15 protein-coding genes, 2 pseudogenes and 1 riboswitch are annotated in these 15,189 nt (G+C 47.4%); of the genes and pseudogenes, 9 read left to right on the forward strand and 8 right to left on the reverse strand.

Annotation, left to right across the window (positions count from 1 at the left end):
- The first annotated feature begins 22 nt into the window (after positions 1–22).
- The 6 genes and pseudogenes from ACAN55_RS15475 (at position 23) to ACAN55_RS15500 (ending at position 4,335) form a co-directional block, all read left to right on the forward strand.
- On the forward strand, positions 23–730 hold the full coding sequence (locus tag ACAN55_RS15475; RefSeq protein ID WP_379134482.1) for an SDR family oxidoreductase: 708 nt from the start codon (positions 23–25) through the stop codon (positions 728–730).
- A gap of 64 nt (positions 731–794) precedes the next feature.
- Positions 795–947 (forward strand): annotated as a pseudogene (locus tag ACAN55_RS15480) (iron chelate uptake ABC transporter family permease subunit); the annotation flags it as partial.
- An 86-nt stretch (positions 948–1,033) separates the two neighbouring features.
- Entirely contained in the window at positions 1,034–1,435 is a 402-nt protein-coding gene (locus ACAN55_RS15485; RefSeq protein ID WP_379134485.1) for a NusG domain II-containing protein, read from the forward strand.
- A gap of 105 nt (positions 1,436–1,540) precedes the next feature.
- Positions 1,541–1,807, forward strand: coding sequence for a GNAT family N-acetyltransferase (locus tag ACAN55_RS15490; protein WP_379134488.1), 267 nt, complete (start codon positions 1,541–1,543; stop codon positions 1,805–1,807).
- Positions 1,808–1,991: 184 nt separating this feature from the next.
- Positions 1,992–2,180, forward strand: a riboswitch (cyclic di-AMP (ydaO/yuaA leader).
- A 172-nt stretch (positions 2,181–2,352) separates the two neighbouring features.
- Complete coding sequence (locus ACAN55_RS15495; RefSeq protein ID WP_489685776.1) at positions 2,353–2,892, forward strand: NfeD family membrane protein; 540 nt, start codon at positions 2,353–2,355, stop codon at positions 2,890–2,892.
- Positions 2,893–2,913: 21 nt separating this feature from the next.
- Positions 2,914–4,335: a flotillin family protein gene (locus ACAN55_RS15500; protein ID WP_379134494.1), complete on the forward strand. Its 1,422-nt coding sequence runs from the start codon at positions 2,914–2,916 to the stop codon at positions 4,333–4,335.
- Positions 4,336–4,500: 165 nt separating this feature from the next.
- Here ACAN55_RS15500 and ACAN55_RS15505 read toward each other — a convergent pair.
- A pseudogene (locus tag ACAN55_RS15505) lies at positions 4,501–4,836 on the reverse strand (cell wall hydrolase); the annotation flags it as partial.
- A gap of 29 nt (positions 4,837–4,865) precedes the next feature.
- On the opposite strand from ACAN55_RS15505, the gene ACAN55_RS15510 reads away from it, so the two are divergent.
- Positions 4,866–5,198 carry a peptidoglycan-binding domain-containing protein gene (locus ACAN55_RS15510; RefSeq protein ID WP_379134496.1) on the forward strand — a complete coding sequence of 111 codons (333 nt, stop codon included), beginning with the start codon at positions 4,866–4,868 and terminating at the stop codon, positions 5,196–5,198.
- A gap of 16 nt (positions 5,199–5,214) precedes the next feature.
- Here ACAN55_RS15510 and ACAN55_RS15515 read toward each other — a convergent pair whose 3' ends face one another.
- The 7 genes from ACAN55_RS15515 to ACAN55_RS15545 form a co-directional block, all read right to left on the reverse strand.
- Complete coding sequence (locus ACAN55_RS15515; RefSeq protein ID WP_379134499.1) at positions 5,215–5,727, reverse strand: hypothetical protein; 513 nt, start codon at positions 5,725–5,727, stop codon at positions 5,215–5,217.
- 139 nt (positions 5,728–5,866) lie between these two features.
- Positions 5,867–6,412 carry a hypothetical protein gene (locus tag ACAN55_RS15520; RefSeq protein WP_379134502.1) on the reverse strand — a complete coding sequence of 182 codons (546 nt, stop codon included), beginning with the start codon at positions 6,410–6,412 and terminating at the stop codon, positions 5,867–5,869.
- 16 nt (positions 6,413–6,428) lie between these two features.
- Positions 6,429–6,947, reverse strand: a complete 519-nt coding sequence (locus ACAN55_RS15525) for a hypothetical protein (protein WP_379134505.1) — start codon at positions 6,945–6,947, stop codon at positions 6,429–6,431.
- 246 nt (positions 6,948–7,193) lie between these two features.
- Positions 7,194–7,838 carry a spore cortex-lytic enzyme gene (sleB, locus tag ACAN55_RS15530; RefSeq protein ID WP_379134508.1) on the reverse strand — a complete coding sequence of 215 codons (645 nt, stop codon included), beginning with the start codon at positions 7,836–7,838 and terminating at the stop codon, positions 7,194–7,196.
- A 79-nt stretch (positions 7,839–7,917) separates the two neighbouring features.
- Positions 7,918–8,883, reverse strand: coding sequence for a sugar ABC transporter substrate-binding protein (locus tag ACAN55_RS15535; RefSeq protein ID WP_379134511.1), 966 nt, complete (start codon positions 8,881–8,883; stop codon positions 7,918–7,920).
- Positions 8,883–10,478, reverse strand: a complete 1,596-nt coding sequence (locus tag ACAN55_RS15540) for a response regulator (protein ID WP_379134515.1) — start codon at positions 10,476–10,478, stop codon at positions 8,883–8,885. Before ACAN55_RS15540 ends, ACAN55_RS15535 begins: the two co-directional genes overlap by 1 nt.
- Positions 10,475–12,280 carry a sensor histidine kinase gene (locus ACAN55_RS15545; protein WP_379134518.1) on the reverse strand — a complete coding sequence of 602 codons (1,806 nt, stop codon included), beginning with the start codon at positions 12,278–12,280 and terminating at the stop codon, positions 10,475–10,477. Before ACAN55_RS15545 ends, ACAN55_RS15540 begins: the two co-directional genes overlap by 4 nt.
- A gap of 261 nt (positions 12,281–12,541) precedes the next feature.
- Between ACAN55_RS15545 and ACAN55_RS15550 the strand changes: the two genes are divergently transcribed.
- Both ACAN55_RS15550 and ACAN55_RS15555 read left to right on the forward strand, forming a co-directional pair.
- Entirely contained in the window at positions 12,542–13,591 is a 1,050-nt protein-coding gene (locus tag ACAN55_RS15550) for an ABC transporter substrate-binding protein (protein ID WP_379134521.1), read from the forward strand.
- 82 nt (positions 13,592–13,673) lie between these two features.
- Positions 13,674–15,185 carry a sugar ABC transporter ATP-binding protein gene (locus tag ACAN55_RS15555; RefSeq protein WP_379134524.1) on the forward strand — a complete coding sequence of 504 codons (1,512 nt, stop codon included), beginning with the start codon at positions 13,674–13,676 and terminating at the stop codon, positions 15,183–15,185.
- The last annotated feature ends 4 nt before the right edge of the window (positions 15,186–15,189 follow it).

Consider the following 15,189-nt stretch of genomic DNA (forward strand, 5'->3'; position numbering starts at 1 on the left):
CCAAAACCAGGAGGAATTTAAGATGAACAACAAAGTAGCATTAGTAACAGGAGCAAGCAAAGGGATCGGATTTGAAGTCGCCAAACAGTTAGGGCAGCAAGGAATTACGGTATTAGTGTCGGCACGAACGAAGGCTGACGCTGAAGAAGCTGCCGGCCATCTGAAAGTCCAAGGCATAGAAGCCATTGGTGTAGAGCTGGAAGTGACGAATAGCGCGCACATTGCCGCGCTCACTAAGTGGATCGAGGATCAGTACGGCCGGTTAGATATTTTGGTCAACAACGCAGGGATCTGGGCGGAGCCATCTCAAGCCGAAGGTGCCTTTGAAACCACTTTTGAGGTCAATACATTCGCCCCTTATCACATTACCGAAGCGCTGCTTCCCCTGCTTCTGAAAAGTAATGCGGGTAGAATCGTCAATCAGAGCAGCGCTTTGGGGTCGATCCAGTTTCTGTTGACCAATGAGTTGGCACAGCGGCTCGCTACTCCTGCCTATGCCGCGTCCAAGGCGGCTCTCAATATGCTGACTGTGTATTGGGCTAAGAAATACGAGGGAACCCAATTGAAGATCAATACCGTGCACCCAGGTTTGGTGAAGACCCGCATGGGGGGAGATAAAGCTGAATTATCGCCTGAAGAAGGTGCGAAGACGGCAGTTCGTTATGCCACTCTGGCTGCGGACGGACCAACAGGCGGTTTCTTTTATATGGATAATACGCTTCCGTGGTAAGTTAACTCCCCAAAGGAGTAGACAATCATTAACATAAGAGTCCTGGTGATCAAGAAACCCTTGGTCCATCAGGACTTTTTTTATGTTACGCATTGCCGATACCATCGGAAGAACCATAGTGGCACCGTATGGAATTCCGTCTGGCCTCATTATTATGCTGATGGGTGTGCCATATTACCTTTTCCTTATGTATCGCTCTCTGGTTAGTAAGGTGTAAACATCGGATACTATCCGTTCTCTATACTTTCTCCATACTTTTGTGGTAGGGTTGACTTATAACTATTCAGCGAGAGGGTTAACACTTTGTTTAAAATAAAATTCGGAGATTTCATTATCATTGGGGTTGTACTGCTTGTCGCAGGCGTTATCTATGGGGTGGAGTGGCTGGATACTCGCAACGATACGTATGTTCAAGGACAGCTGGCTGCTCAAATCACGGTGGATGGCAGACCGTACAAGACCGTGAATTTGACCAAGAAAGAGCAAGTAATCGACATCCAGACCAAATACGGGCATAATACGCTAAAGGTATTTGATTACGGGATTCAAATGGTCTCTGCGGATTGTCCGAGGAAAATATCGATGCAGATGGGTTTCAAAACGAAGCCGCATCAGCAGATTATATGTATCCCCAACCGGGTGCTGGTTGAGGTGATTAACCCTGAAGGCTCTCAGGGCGAGGATGAACTCGACGCTGTTATTTAGGATCATAGAGATGAGAACATAGGCTGACTTTCGGGGGCGATCCTGAGGTCAGCTTTTTTTTTATATAAAAATATTCCCTTTGGGCTCCTTCTGGACCATTTATCATTGATTACCGAGTTTGGGTTCTGGACGATATTGGATATGGATGTAGCATTTATCTATGACATCATGGTTTACGAGAATCACCGCAGAGCGGGGTATGGCAAGAAAATGATTCAATATATGGGGGGATTAATTCAAAAAGAGGGATTGAACAAAATGGTTCTGAATGTATTTTCGAATAACGTCGCGGCAAATGCTTTGTATGAAAGCATGGGTTTCACAGTGATTGCAGAAGAAAGCGGACAGAAAGCAATGATTAAATACTTGTAAGCTCCTATGTGGAGAAAAACGCAGCAAATCAAAGCAAATAATCGACCGGTTAAGAACGGAGCCAAAGAATGCGCCTTCATTCCTGCAGGATCGGCATTCTTTAGCTTCTTTTGCCATTGGATATGTTTTACATTGAATGGCCGCAGGCGTATGATTCAAATCAGCAACCGAATGTTATATAACTGTTCTCAAATTGCTGAATTCCGACAGTGGGAACGGGGGAACCAAACGTGAATGATAGCGTCGAAGACTGGATGCTGGAAATCACACTGGGGTGAATCTTTGCGCGGGCCGACAAACCGTCCCGACAAGGTAGGGCAATCTCGCTGCCCGAATCCGTCAGCTAACCCCGTAAGCGTTGAAGAGAGAGGATGAGCCGCCATGATCGATTAGCCGACCACGGAGAGCCCTGCCGCTTCTGTGGTCTTTTTGCTGTGGACATTTGAATGAAAGACTGTGCACACTGCAAAGAAAACGTCATTTAACAATGGGCAAATGTTAGTTTTGGGAGTCTAAAATATTAGTTTATAGCGGGAGGGCTTCTTATTGTTACAGCGTTTATTGTCTGCTTCTGGGTAGGCTTGTTGCTGCTCCTGACCAGCGGTGTTCACGGGCACGGGTTTGGGCATATCCATATGGGAGGAAGCGCGGGAGACGCGGGAGGGACGACTTTTGTACCTATTCTTCCCTTGATGGTTTTTGTTATGGCTTGGGGCGGCGCCGGTTATGTGCTGACCCGGTTCAGTGAATGGAACGGACTTTGGGTTCTGCTGATTTGTACCTTCATCGCTATTGTACTGGGCTGCCTGATGTATTATGTGCTGGCCAAGGTGATGCCCCGGTATGATGATAGTATGAAAGAATTGGATTATGATCCGGCTGGGCAGCTTGGGTATATCAGTATCCCGGCAGCAGATGGAGCAGTCGGAGAAATGAAGTACGTGCTACAAGGCACGATGCGCTCCATTGGGGTACGGGCGGAAACCGGCCAGCGGCTCTCCAAGGGAGACAGAGTTATTATTTTGAAGGTAGATAAGGGAATTGCAGCCGTAACCCTCTTCGAGCGGGAAACGGAATATGAGTGAAACAAGGGAGAGTCGAACTGAATGGTCATTATTTATTTAACCGGGGCGATTGTTGCTGTTATCCTGCTTGCGTTATTTACGATTGTGAATGCCTACAAAAAAGTTCCGCCCAATCAGGCGATGATTGTGTATGGTCTCGGCGGGAAAAGAGTGGTGCAGGGGGGCGGGACTTTCGTCATTCCCGGCTTTCAGAACAACAAGACCATCTCCATGATGCTCATGAGCTTCGATGTCATTCCCGCTCAGGCCATGTTCTCTAAGCAAGGTATTAAGCTGAACCTGGAAGCTGTGGCACAGATCAAGATAAAAAGTGAACCAACGGCCATTCTTACCGCCAGTGAGCAGTTTATCGACCGGCCTGAAGAAGACCGCGAAACGATTATTCTGCATTCCGTGGAAGGGCATTTGCGCGGTTTGATCGGACAGTTGACGGTGGAATCCATTCTGAAGACGCCCGACGAGATCAACAGTAAAATGCGGGAGACGTGCTCGGAAGACCTCGATAAAATGGGACTTGAGGTCGTCAGCTTCACCATTAAGAAAATTACGGACGACAAAGGATACATCGATAACATGGGTGTTCCAGAAATTGAGCGTATCCGCCGTGATGCCAGCATAGCCAAAGCGGAGGCGGAGCGCGACATTCAAATCAAGCAGGCTGAGGCAGAGAAGGAATCCTCGATAGCCAAAGCTAATTCTCACCAGGCTACCATTGAAGCGGAAACCGCTGCCCGGGCGAAGGAGTCGCTGTTTGAGAAGGAGCTGAACATCAAGCAGGCGGACTTTAAGCTGGAGACGGAAGTGAAGAAGGCGCAGGCGGATCTGGCATACGAGCTGCAACAGAACAAAATCAAGCAGTCGCTGGTCACCGAGCAGGTCAAAATTACGCAGATGGAGGCGGAGGCGAACCGGACCGTCCGCGAGATTGAAGTAGAGCTCAGACAGAAGGAGCTGGAAGCAACGGTTATCAAACCGGCGCAGGCGGAGAATCAGGCGACGATTATGAGAGCGGAAGCAGCCAAACAACGGCAAATCCTTGAAGCGGAGGCTGAGGCCGCCACAACCACTAAACGCGGACTGGCGACAGCAGAAGCGGAGCTTGCAAAAGGAAAGGCCAACGCGGAGATTGTTCAATTGGCAGGGGCGGCGGAAGCAGGCGCGCTTGAGAAGAAAGCGGAAGCTTACAAACAGTTCACGCAAGCTGCGCTTACAGTTGAATTTCTGAAGATTCTACCTGAACTGGCTGAGAAAATCGCTTCTCCACTGGCTAATGTAGATAAAATCACGGTGATCTCCCAGGACGGCGCATCGGCCGGGGTGAACAAAATTACCGGTGATATTGCCAAGATGATGACTCAAATACCGGAATTAACCCAAACCCTTACCGGAATGAATGTGTCAGAAGCGATCAGCGGGCTGTTTGGCAAAAATAAAGAACTGTAAGTCATGCAACTTGCGGCGGTACCTGGAGCCTGCTTCGGAACATTTTGGCAACTTACCGCTGCGTTACACACAAAAAGACAGCACCGGGCATTATGGGTTCAGTCCCATGAATCTCGGTGCTGTCTTTTGATTTCAGATTAATGCCGATAAGTCACCGTATGGTCCTTAGTCGGTGAAAATATGATTGCCTATGGAAAGATTCTGTGGACGTGACCAGATCCACTTGCTGGTAGCAGTGCTCGGATTAAAATAGTAGAGCGAATTATGCGTCGGGTCCCATCCGCGAACGGCATCGAGAGCCGCGAGATCAGCGGTACGGTTCGGAACAAGCCAATACTGGCCATCCGCTATAGCTGTAAAAGCGCCGGGCTGAAAGACGACATCCCGGATATTGTCCGGAAAAAGGCTCGATTGGATCCGGTTCATTACCACCGCGCCGACAGCTACCTGCCTCGAATAGGGTTCGCCCCGGGCTTCACTGTATATAACCTTGGCAATCATAATTGCTAACATAAAGGAGGGGGAATAAAGTGAAATCTCTCACCCTAATGCTATTGTTACTCATCGTTGCAAGCTTTGCCCTAAGTCCGTCAGCAAGTGCTTCATCTGTGTTCGAACCGGGGAGAATCTCACGGGACTTATGGTATCTTCAGCACCGGCTCAAAACTTTAGATTTCTTCACTCAGCCATTAGATGGACAGCATGGTACACAGACCAAGACAGCCGTATTTAAGTTGCAAAAGGAATACGGAATTCCAGTCGATGGACTTCCAGGAAAAACCACCTGGAACGCACTAAAGAAATATTCTCTGAACATCTACGAATTGGATATGGGGGCGGGCGGAAAGGACAACACTTACTAATTAGAAGGAAGAACGATTATCGATTAGTTATTGCTTCATAAAACAAATCAAAATGTTTGTCTTCACTGTATCTTTCGGTGATCTTAGCTTCATAGGTATAGGAGTTTCCATTGGTTTTGGTGAAAATAATGACTCGATTATTTACCGTTTTATACTGCATTTCCATGCCGTTTATCACTTTTTCATTTATATTATCTGTGATTATATCCATTTTACTTTGAGTAATCTTGAAAATATCCGTTCCTTTATAAGGTCCATATAATATTCTAATGTCACTACTGTTGTTCTTAGCTTTATTAAGTTCTCCTTTTTTATCTGTAAATAAATAAATAAAGGATTCACGATCCTGTACTAACGGATCGGACAAGATATCAATCTCTTTAACTTCAAAGCCTTTTACGTTAGGAATAACTCCACCACTATTTTCGATTTCTTTAGTTGCTTGTTTTAATCCGTTTTCTTTAGATGTGCAACCAGCAAGGCTTAGTATCACTACGAATATAAAAATTAACATTAAGAATTTCCTCATGTTTTCCTCCTTTTTGTTAATTTAATGTTTTACGAATAACATTAAACATAAATTAAGATATGATTTATTTATAATTGAAATACACTTATTTTTGTTCGGAATGTATCAGGCCCGAATAGAATGAGCCTGATACGAAAAATTATTTTACTGACTCAATAAACTCAATAATTTTTTCGTTAGAAGTATTTTTAGCAATTATGAAATGACTTAATCCACCCTTAAACCAACTATATGCAATATAACCTTGTTCGGGAATACTCTTAAATTGACCATGTACACCATTTATAAGGATATCTTTAGCATCTTCATCCATGATTACAATTTCCATTTTCTTTGTTGTGTAATCTATCCAACTTGTGTTGTCCGTTGTATTTCTGTAACGGATAGTTACTTCTTTGAATTTTTCAACATCAACTTTAGCTCTAACATTTTCATTAAGTATCGTTGTTGGTTCGTTATATATAATACTTTCTTGATAAAAATTTGTTGGAAGCTTTGATGGAAGCTGTAATTCAGTATTTCCAAAAACCTCTTTTGCCTCGTTAGCATTCAATACTTTAGCAGAACTAGTAACTGAATGACCCGATACAAACTTCTCTCCATTATTGGAAGGAGAAGCTAATGTTGTACCTATTATCCCTGTAAGGGCAAGAATTGAGATAAGAGTAATTAAATATCTTTTCAAAAAAAACATCTCCTTCTTAACGATTTGTGTAAGCAATTCTATCATATCTAACATTAGATTGACTTCCATCTATACCATAAGAATCAGCATAAACCGTCATCTCACTGTAGAGACTGCCCATGTTAGCTGTATAGTTTGTAGGAACACTTTTAGTAGTTGTTATACTTTGGGCATACCAGTCTAAATATCGTTTATCTCTAAGATCGACGATTTTATATACTCCAAACTGCGCACCAGATGGACTGCTTGTTCCCGATGATGTTCTAACTTGAGAAAAGTAAACAGTTGTTGGCGTATTACTATTTCCTTGTACAGATTCACTCCTCCAGTACCTATAAGTTAATCCACTATAATTAGATCCACTATTGATAACTTCATAGGTTGATGGAAAACTGTCGGGATAAAAAATACCTTGTAAATCAGCAAAAGCGTTACTACTATACATCACCACTGAAATCAGGAATGCAGTTACTAATGCACATGAATAAGATATTAAGTTCTTAAATCGAAATTCTTTTTTGATAAAATTCAGCATATATTGCCCTCCTAATATTAAATATTTCAAATTACTTGCCTTCATCCTCTTTTTTCAATATTTACCTTAAAATATAAATATTACTATATATTGAATGAAATAAGTGTCGAATGGTGGAATAGATAGTTGCCAAATCTTCGCCAAATTACGACATTATTCTCTGAAATCTGAAAGCAGAAAAAAAGCTGACTTTCGGATATGCTCCGGTTGCCAGCTTGTTGTTTATTAAGAGAGTTATAGCCGTTGTTAGTCGGTGAAAATATGATTCCCAATGCTAAGATTCTGCGGGCGGGACCAGATCCACTTGCTGGTTGCGGTACTCGGATTAAAATAGTAGAGCGAATTATGCGTCGGGTCCCATCCCCGAACGGCATCGAGAGCCGCGAGATACGCAGTACGGTTCGGAACAAGCCAGTACTGGCCATCCGCTATAGCTGTAAATGCGCCGGGTTGAAAGACGACATCACGGATATTATCCGGAAAAAGGCTCGATTGGATACGGTTCATTACCACCGCGCCGACCGCTACCTGTCCGGTATAGGGTTCGCCCCGGGCTTCACTGTATATGACTTTAGCCATGATATCCATTTCGTAGATGTTCAGGGAATATTTCTTTAGTGCTTTCCAAGTCGATGTTCCTGTAATTCCATCGGCTGGAACTCCGTATTCCTGTTGAAACTTAAATACGGCTGTCTTGGTCTGTGTACCATACTGTCCATCTAATGGCTGAGTGAAGAAACCTAAAGTTTTGAGACGGTACTGAAGATCCCATACATCTCCTGAGCTGCTCCCGGGTTTGAGTACAGATGCAGCACTTGCTGACGGACTTAGGGCAAAGCTTGTAACGATGAGTAACAATAGCATTAGGATGAGAGTTTTTACTTTATTCATAGCCCCCTCCTTTATGTTAGCAATTATAAAGGGGGCAGGAAGAAGGGACAACACTCACATATTGGAAGAAAGCTTTTCTTTATTCGTAAATTTCAGTGATTCCTGTATTGATAAAATCCGGAACAGGCTCACCCTGAGCCGCCTTCAGCAGGGTGTTAATAATGAATTCTCCCCAGTGCTGCTCGTTCTGGGAGATGATTCCGGTGATCTGTCCGTTTCTCAAGGATTCCTGTACCGAACTGGTTAATCCCAGTGCGACATTAAATCGCTTTAGTCCCTTCGCCTTCCATACGAGTACAGAGCTGGACCCCGATATGAAGTCCAGACTGATCAAGGCACTGAAATGAGGATGTGCGTCGATCATCTCTTCCAGCTGATTCATGGCGCCTTCTTCGCTGCCATCATTGCTGCGGATATCAAGCACATCAATTGCTGTATGCTGGGCCAGGTAATCCTGCAGCCCGGCTAATCTCTGGCTTAGTCCCAGCATATGGGGCATGCCGGACTCGACAATGACCATGCCTTTGCTGCCCAGAAGCTGGTCCACGGCTTGGCCGATGATGCTTCCCGTCTTGTAATTATCTGCACCGATAAAGGATAAGCGCCGGCTGCCGGGTGAATCGGATTCAAAACAAACGACCGGGATTCCATTACCCAGGGCTTTGTTAATGACTTGGACAAGAGCCTCTGAGTCTACCGGATCGATCGCAATGCCGTCCACACCTCTTTTGATCATCATCTCCATAATCCGGATTTGCTGTTCGAGATTGGCCTCGTCCGGCGCCTGAACAAGCAGATTAATCTGATGTCCGGCAGCAGCGGCTTCCGCATTCCTCGTGATCATTTCATAGGTAGAATCTACCATGGGATAGATGATGCCGAAAGTAAGCGGAGGCCCATCAGGCTGTGGCGAGTGGGAGGGTACAGGGGTATCGTTCTGCCCCTGCACCCTCTGATTACGGGTTCCCGTGCAGCCGCTGAGTATTAGCCCGGTGGTCAGCAGTAGAACAAGGAATCGCCTGGCGATTCGTATTCGGCAGGTCACTAACGTATCCCTCCGTTCCTTCCGACACCGGCCTTCTCTTCCGGGCGGTCTTGTCTGCGGTATTCCATCGGCGTCATGCCTGTTACTTTCTTGAAGAGATTCGAGAAGTAGTGCTGGTCGTTATATCCCACCCGGAAGGCGATCTCAAACGTTTTGTAGCGGGTCGTCTTCAGCAGCTCTTTTGCTTTGCCGATCCGTGTAGCGGTCAGGAATTCGGTCATCGTCTGACCGGTTTCCTGGCTGAAGATTTTGCTAAGATGGCTTGAGCTGACGCCGATCTGTTGTGAGATTTCATAGAGGGAGAGCTGGTCATTGTCATAATTCTCACGGATATGCTGCTTCACCTGATCGATCAGCCCGCTGTATTTATCGGAGCCTTCATACCGCCATTTCCACAGCCGCTCGAGCAGTACATTCAAATAATCCAGACACTCCTGGAAACCGGTAATTTGACGGATGGCATGCTGCAGCTCGTTGATTAGATCGGCTGGGCTTTCCCCTGCATGAAAGCTCTGTTTGGCCGTATGCACCATTTCCAGCGTAATATCGTTGATCAGGTAATAAGCATACATTGATCCCCAGTTCATACTGCGGAGATCGGCGGCAAAATCCCTTATAAAGTCCTGAGCCTCTTTGGGTGTCCCTACTTTCAGGAAATGAATCAGCTTGTTCCGGTCGAGCAGGATGTTCTCTGATGAGGGATCATAGGAGGCTTCCCAAAGTGCCGCTCTGTTCTGTTTGGACATCTTCTTCCACATCTTATCTTCTTCCGCTTCCAGATAGGAGGCGTGTACTCCCTGCAGCCGTTCTTGGGGGCTGCCAAGACTGATGGACAAGTCGATACCGAATGCGGCTTTCAGTTCCTTGTGAATAGAGGTGCTCAAAGCTTCGAGGGTTTCGGACAACTGTGCTGAATCGAACCCTTTCAGGAGCAGGATCGTTTCGGTCCTGCTGCGTTTACAGAGGAGGCTGTCTGGAAGACCTTCAAGGCGTTCAGCAAGCCATCGCTCGGCTGCCAGGCTGACTCCTGTATCTCTTTCCATTGGGAACGAATCGGAGAATGGAAGCCCAAAGATAGCAACAGCGTAATAAGGAGCCATTATCTGCAGCCCAAGCTGGGCCGCTGCCTCAATGGCCGCTCCCGTACTGATTAGGCCACCACACAGATCGGAAACCAGCTGCTCCCGGGTATAAGTATTTTTTCGTTTCAAACGTTGTTCCTCGTCGATTTTTTCACTTGCCATATGAAGGAGCTGGATCAGGTCAGAGGAACTGACAGGCTTCAGGCAGTAATCCTCAACACCGAGCCTCAGCGCCGTTTGGGCATATTGAAAGTCGTCGTGTCCGCTTAAAATGATGATTTTGGTATGAGGCAGCTGCTGCCGGACAATGGCGCTAAGCTCCAGCCCATCCATAAAAGGCATTTTTATATCGGTAATGAGGATGTCGGGAACCCACTGTTCAATTAACGGGAGCGCCAGTTCTCCATCGGAAGCATCACCGCAGTAGAGGAAGCCTTCCTTCTCCCAATCGATACATTCCCGAATACTTTCCCGGATCAGTATTTCGTCATCAATGAGCATGACTTTCTTCATGATAAGCTCCCCCTGTTCTTGGGTATGCGGACAAAGATTTGCGTACCTTGGCCTTCCGTACTGTTCAGCTCGACGCCATACTCTTCTCCGAAGTAAAGCCGCAGTCGTTGGTGCACGTTCCGCAGGCCGAATCCGCCTTCAGAAAGCTCCGTCTCCTCCGCTTCAATCGGATGATTGAGCTGTTCCCTCAGATAGGCGAGCCGGTCCGGAGAGATTCCGATTCCATTATCCGTTACGGTCAGTACGACCGAGGAATCTCCTTCAGCATAACCCCCGATGATAATCAGGCCTTTGCCTCTTTTATTCTTAATCCCGTGATACAGTGCGTTCTCAATCAGCGGCTGCAGCGTCATTTTCAGAATCGGATATTCCTGAAGCTCAGCAGCCACATCGATGCGGTATTCAAGAATATCGCGGTAGCGCATTTGCTGGATAATCAGGTAGCTTTGCGCATGGGCAAGCTCTGTTTGGATCAGTACCCAATCCCGTCCGCTATTCAGGCTGATCCGGAAGAGCTGGGATAATGCTTTCACGAGTTGAATGACGCTGTCGTTTTTACCGGCTTCGGCCATCCAGACGATGGAGTCCAGCGTATTATAGAGAAAATGCGGGTTAATCTGCGCCTGCAGCGTCCGCAGCTCCGCTTTTTGCAGCTGCTGCTGCTCCCAGATATTTTGTTCCAGAAGCCGCTTAATCTGATCCAGCATTATATTATAGCTTTGTCCGAGGTCGGCGATCTCATCGGTACCTCCGGGTTTGACCTTGGCTTCAAGATATCCGCTCGCCGTAAGCCGCATTTTATGCTGAAGCAGCTGGATCGGTCTTGTCAGTCTCCGGGTCAGAAAGAAGTGGATCGTAATGGCAAATATGATGCTGAGCACGACGCTTGCAATAATGAGCTGTCTGATTCGGTTGGCTTCAGCCACAATTTCCTGCAGAGGTGCCATGCCGACAATCTTCCAGCCGGTAGAACGGGAGGAGGCATAGACTATAAACCGGGGCGGTCCGTTTGAATGAAGCACGAAACTGTCGCGATCAGGTGCATTACCCTCGATGCGGGTCTGCCGGATCATCACCTGGTCCTGATTATTAACGGATGGAACATAAATCGGATCACCATGCTGATCCAGAATATAGAAGAACCCTGTTTTGCCGATGGTGACCTTGTCGCAGAACTCTTTAATGAAGGAGTCATTCAGATCGATGATGATGAACCCGATGACTTCATGAGTAATCTGCTGTTTGACAGCAGCGATGATGGAGATAACATCACGGTTCTGATACGTAAATCCGTCCACCCGGTCATATTCGCTCGTTAGAAGCGGTGGTATTTTGAGCACCAGATCGGGATTCTGGGAGAGCGACTGGAAATGCGGATTCCGCAGCGGATTCAGGTTGGATTGAAACACGCCCCTGCGCTCACTGATTCCTTTGCCATACAAATTAATAAAGCTGATGTTGATTACATTCTCATATTTGTACGTTTCCCGGTACAGGGAAAAGGTCTGGAGAATATCCTTCGCCTCCTGATACGTTTCCGACTGGGAGAATAAAAAGTGAATCACCTGGGGGTTCTTGCCCAATTCCAGCAGCCGCTCGGTATCATCAAACAGATTGTCTATGTTCCGGCCCAGCATTTCCGCCTGCAGCAGACTTGAGGCTTTGCTGTGGCTGGATATGGAGACATAGGACTTCTGATAGGAGACAAGTCCGACAACGATAAGCGGGATCGTGGTCAGGACGATGAATAAGGCTAATAATTTGGCCCGCAGACTGGAGGAGATCCAGCGTATGATCTTCATCGGTCATATCCCCCAATCCGTAATGTGCAAGTCATTCCACTATTTAGTTTATAACAAATCCTCCCACCCGGGGAGTAAAAAAGAAAGCGCAACCAACATTCACACCTTTTGAACAAAAAAATGCACCAAGAATGGGTAGCCCTCAAATTGGATAAAAAAGTGAACCAAATACGAAAGGCAGCCCGTATCCCGGTTTTTTGTAAGCGCTTTATACTGAACGCAACACCAGGGATGGTGAATGACAAGGGGGGTATTGAAGACATGAAACGATTCGGGAAAATGGGAGCTGTGCTCGCACTTACATTATCCGTGGTTATGCTCGGAGCTTGCGGAAATAACAACAACAACGGAGGAAATTCATCAGCGGATACGGGGAATTCAGGCCAGGCAACGGAAGCTCCGGCTGCGAATACCGGGGGAACAACCGATGCCAAAGATATCACACTAGGTTTCTCGCAGGTTGGGGCAGAGAGCGGCTGGCGCAGTGCGAATACCAAGTCCATTCAGGAATCGGCTGAAAAAGCAGGTTATACGCTTAAATTCTCCGATGCTCAGCAGAAGCAGGAGAACCAGATCAAGGCGATCCGCTCTTTTATCCAACAAAAAGTAGATGTCATTGCGTTCTCTCCTGTTGTTGAATCAGGCTGGGATACTGTGCTTAAGGAAGCGAAGGATGCTGGCATTCCAGTGGTGCTGACGGACCGCGCTGTGGATTCCAAAGATACCTCGCTGTATGTAACCTTCCTGGGTTCAGACTTTATTGAAGAAGGACGTAAGGCAGGCCAGTGGCTGACCGAGCAGTATAAGGACGCGGCAGAGGATATCAACATTGTTGAATTGCAAGGAACTACAGGTTCCGCACCGGCTAATGACCGCATGGCAGGCTTCAAGGAAGTGATTGCAAGCAACCCGCATCTGAAGATCATTGCTTCCCAGACAGGGGATTTCACCCGGGCCAAAGGCAAGGAAGTTATGCAGGCTTTCCTGAAAGCCAATAAGGATATTGACGTGCTGTACGCTCATAACGATGATATGGCACTTGGCGCCATTCAAGCGATTGAAGCGGCGGGGCTGAAGCCAGGGGAAGACATCAAGATTATTTCCGTAGATGCTGTAAAAGACGGGATGCAGGCGGCAAGTGAAGGCAAAATCAACTTCATCGTCGAGTGTAACCCGCTGCTTGGACCGCAGCTGATGGAGGTAGTGCAAAGTGTGGTAGACGGCAAACCGGTGGAAGCCCGGATCGTTACCGAAGAGTCGACATTTACATCTGAGCAGGCCAAGGAAGCACTCCCTAGCCGTCAATATTAATCGGGATGATGGATAACGCCACTCTGCCGGCCGGTCTTTAGTGCTGGCAGAGTGGCTTCTATGGAGAGGAGTGGAGGGCTTGATGAGCACGCAGACACCCATGCTGCAGATGACGAAGATTCACAAACAGTTTCCAGGTGTCAAAGCATTGATAGATGTGAGCTTCCGCCTGTTCCCCGGTGAAGTCCACGCCCTGATGGGCGAGAACGGCGCCGGCAAATCAACGCTGATCAAGGTGCTGACTGGCGTATATTCGATTGACGAAGGCACCGTGGAAATGGAGGGAGCTCCTGTCTCCATACACAGTCCGCTGGAGTCGCAGGCAGCTGGTATCAGCACAGTATATCAGGAAGTGAATTTATGTCCCAACCTGACGGTTGCCGAGAATATCTTCATTGGAAGAGAACCACGGCGATTCGGAAGGATCTTATGGAAGGAAATGAACCGCCGTGCAGCGGAGCTTCTACAGGAACGGATGAATCTGCATATCGATGTGACCCAGCCGTTGCAGATGTATTCTGTGGCAGTCCAGCAGCTGGTAGCCATCGCCAGAGCACTGAACATCTCGGCCAAGGTGCTGATCCTGGATGAGCCGACCTCTAGTCTGGACCGCAATGAGGTTCAGCAGCTGTTCAGAATCATGAGGAAGTTGAAGAACGAAGGACTGTCGATTCTGTTTGTCACACATTTTCTGGATCAGATGTATGAAATATCAGACCGGGTAACCATTCTGCGCAACGGTGAATGTGTCGGTGAATATATGGCTAAGGAACTGCCGCGTCTGGATCTTGTATTGAAAATGATCGGCAAAGAGCTGAATCTACTGGAGGAACTGCCGACGCTTTCATTGGAGGATAACGAATCCTTGGGTGATGAACTGGTTAAGGCCGAAGGCTTAAGCCGGAAAGGGGCAGTCGAGCCGTTCGATTTGACCATCCGCAGAGGAGAAGTGGTGGGTCTGGCAGGACTACTGGGTTCCGGACGGACGGAGACGGCACGGCTGTTCTTCGGAGCCGACAAACCGGATTCCGGGAGACTAACGTTTCCGGGTACCAGCGGAACCATCCATTCGCCAAGGGAAGCCATCAGCCGGCGGATTGCATTCTGCTCGGAGAACCGCAAGACGGAAGGGATTATCGGCGACCTGACCGTCAGGGAGAATATCATCCTTGCACTTCAGGCTAAGCAGGGATGGGTCAAGACGATTTCGCGCAAGCGTCAGGAAGAACTCGCAGAAGAATATATCCGGATGCTGAATATCAATCCTCCTAGCCCCGATCATCTGATCAAGAACCTGAGCGGCGGTAACCAACAGAAGGTGCTGCTGGCCAGATGGCTGATCACCTCGCCGCAGCTGTTCATCCTGGATGAACCAACCCGGGGGATCGATATCGGAGCGAAGGCGGAAATTCAGAAGCTTGTATTATCCTTGTCCCGGCAGGGCATGTCCTTCCTCTTCATATCCTCCGAGCTGGAGGAAGTGCTGCGTGTCAGCGACAGGATTGCCATTTTGCGGGACCACCACATGGTGAAAGAAATTTCGGATAAGGACATGAACCAGCATGAAATCATGCAGGCGATTGCGGGAGGCTGAATCC

It is taken from the genome of Paenibacillus oryziterrae (assembly GCF_042610485.1).
Lineage (GTDB): Bacteria > Bacillota > Bacilli > Paenibacillales > Paenibacillaceae > Paenibacillus_AQ.

Coding starts and splice junctions, on each gene's coding strand:
- ACAN55_RS15475 (WP_379134482.1), top strand. CDS start 23: ATGAACAACAAAGTAGCATTAGTAACAGGAGCAAGCAAAGGGATCGGA.
- ACAN55_RS15500 (WP_379134494.1), top strand. CDS start 2,914: ATGGTCATTATTTATTTAACCGGGGCGATTGTTGCTGTTATCCTGCTT.
- ACAN55_RS15515 (WP_379134499.1), bottom strand. CDS start 5,727: ATGAGGAAATTCTTAATGTTAATTTTTATATTCGTAGTGATACTAAGC.
- ACAN55_RS15525 (WP_379134505.1), bottom strand. CDS start 6,947: ATGCTGAATTTTATCAAAAAAGAATTTCGATTTAAGAACTTAATATCT.
- sleB (WP_379134508.1), bottom strand. CDS start 7,838: ATGAATAAAGTAAAAACTCTCATCCTAATGCTATTGTTACTCATCGTT.
- ACAN55_RS15540 (WP_379134515.1), bottom strand. CDS start 10,478: ATGAAGAAAGTCATGCTCATTGATGACGAAATACTGATCCGGGAAAGT.
- ACAN55_RS15545 (WP_379134518.1), bottom strand. CDS start 12,280: ATGAAGATCATACGCTGGATCTCCTCCAGTCTGCGGGCCAAATTATTA.
- ACAN55_RS15550 (WP_379134521.1), top strand. CDS start 12,542: ATGAAACGATTCGGGAAAATGGGAGCTGTGCTCGCACTTACATTATCC.
- ACAN55_RS15555 (WP_379134524.1), top strand. CDS start 13,674: ATGAGCACGCAGACACCCATGCTGCAGATGACGAAGATTCACAAACAG.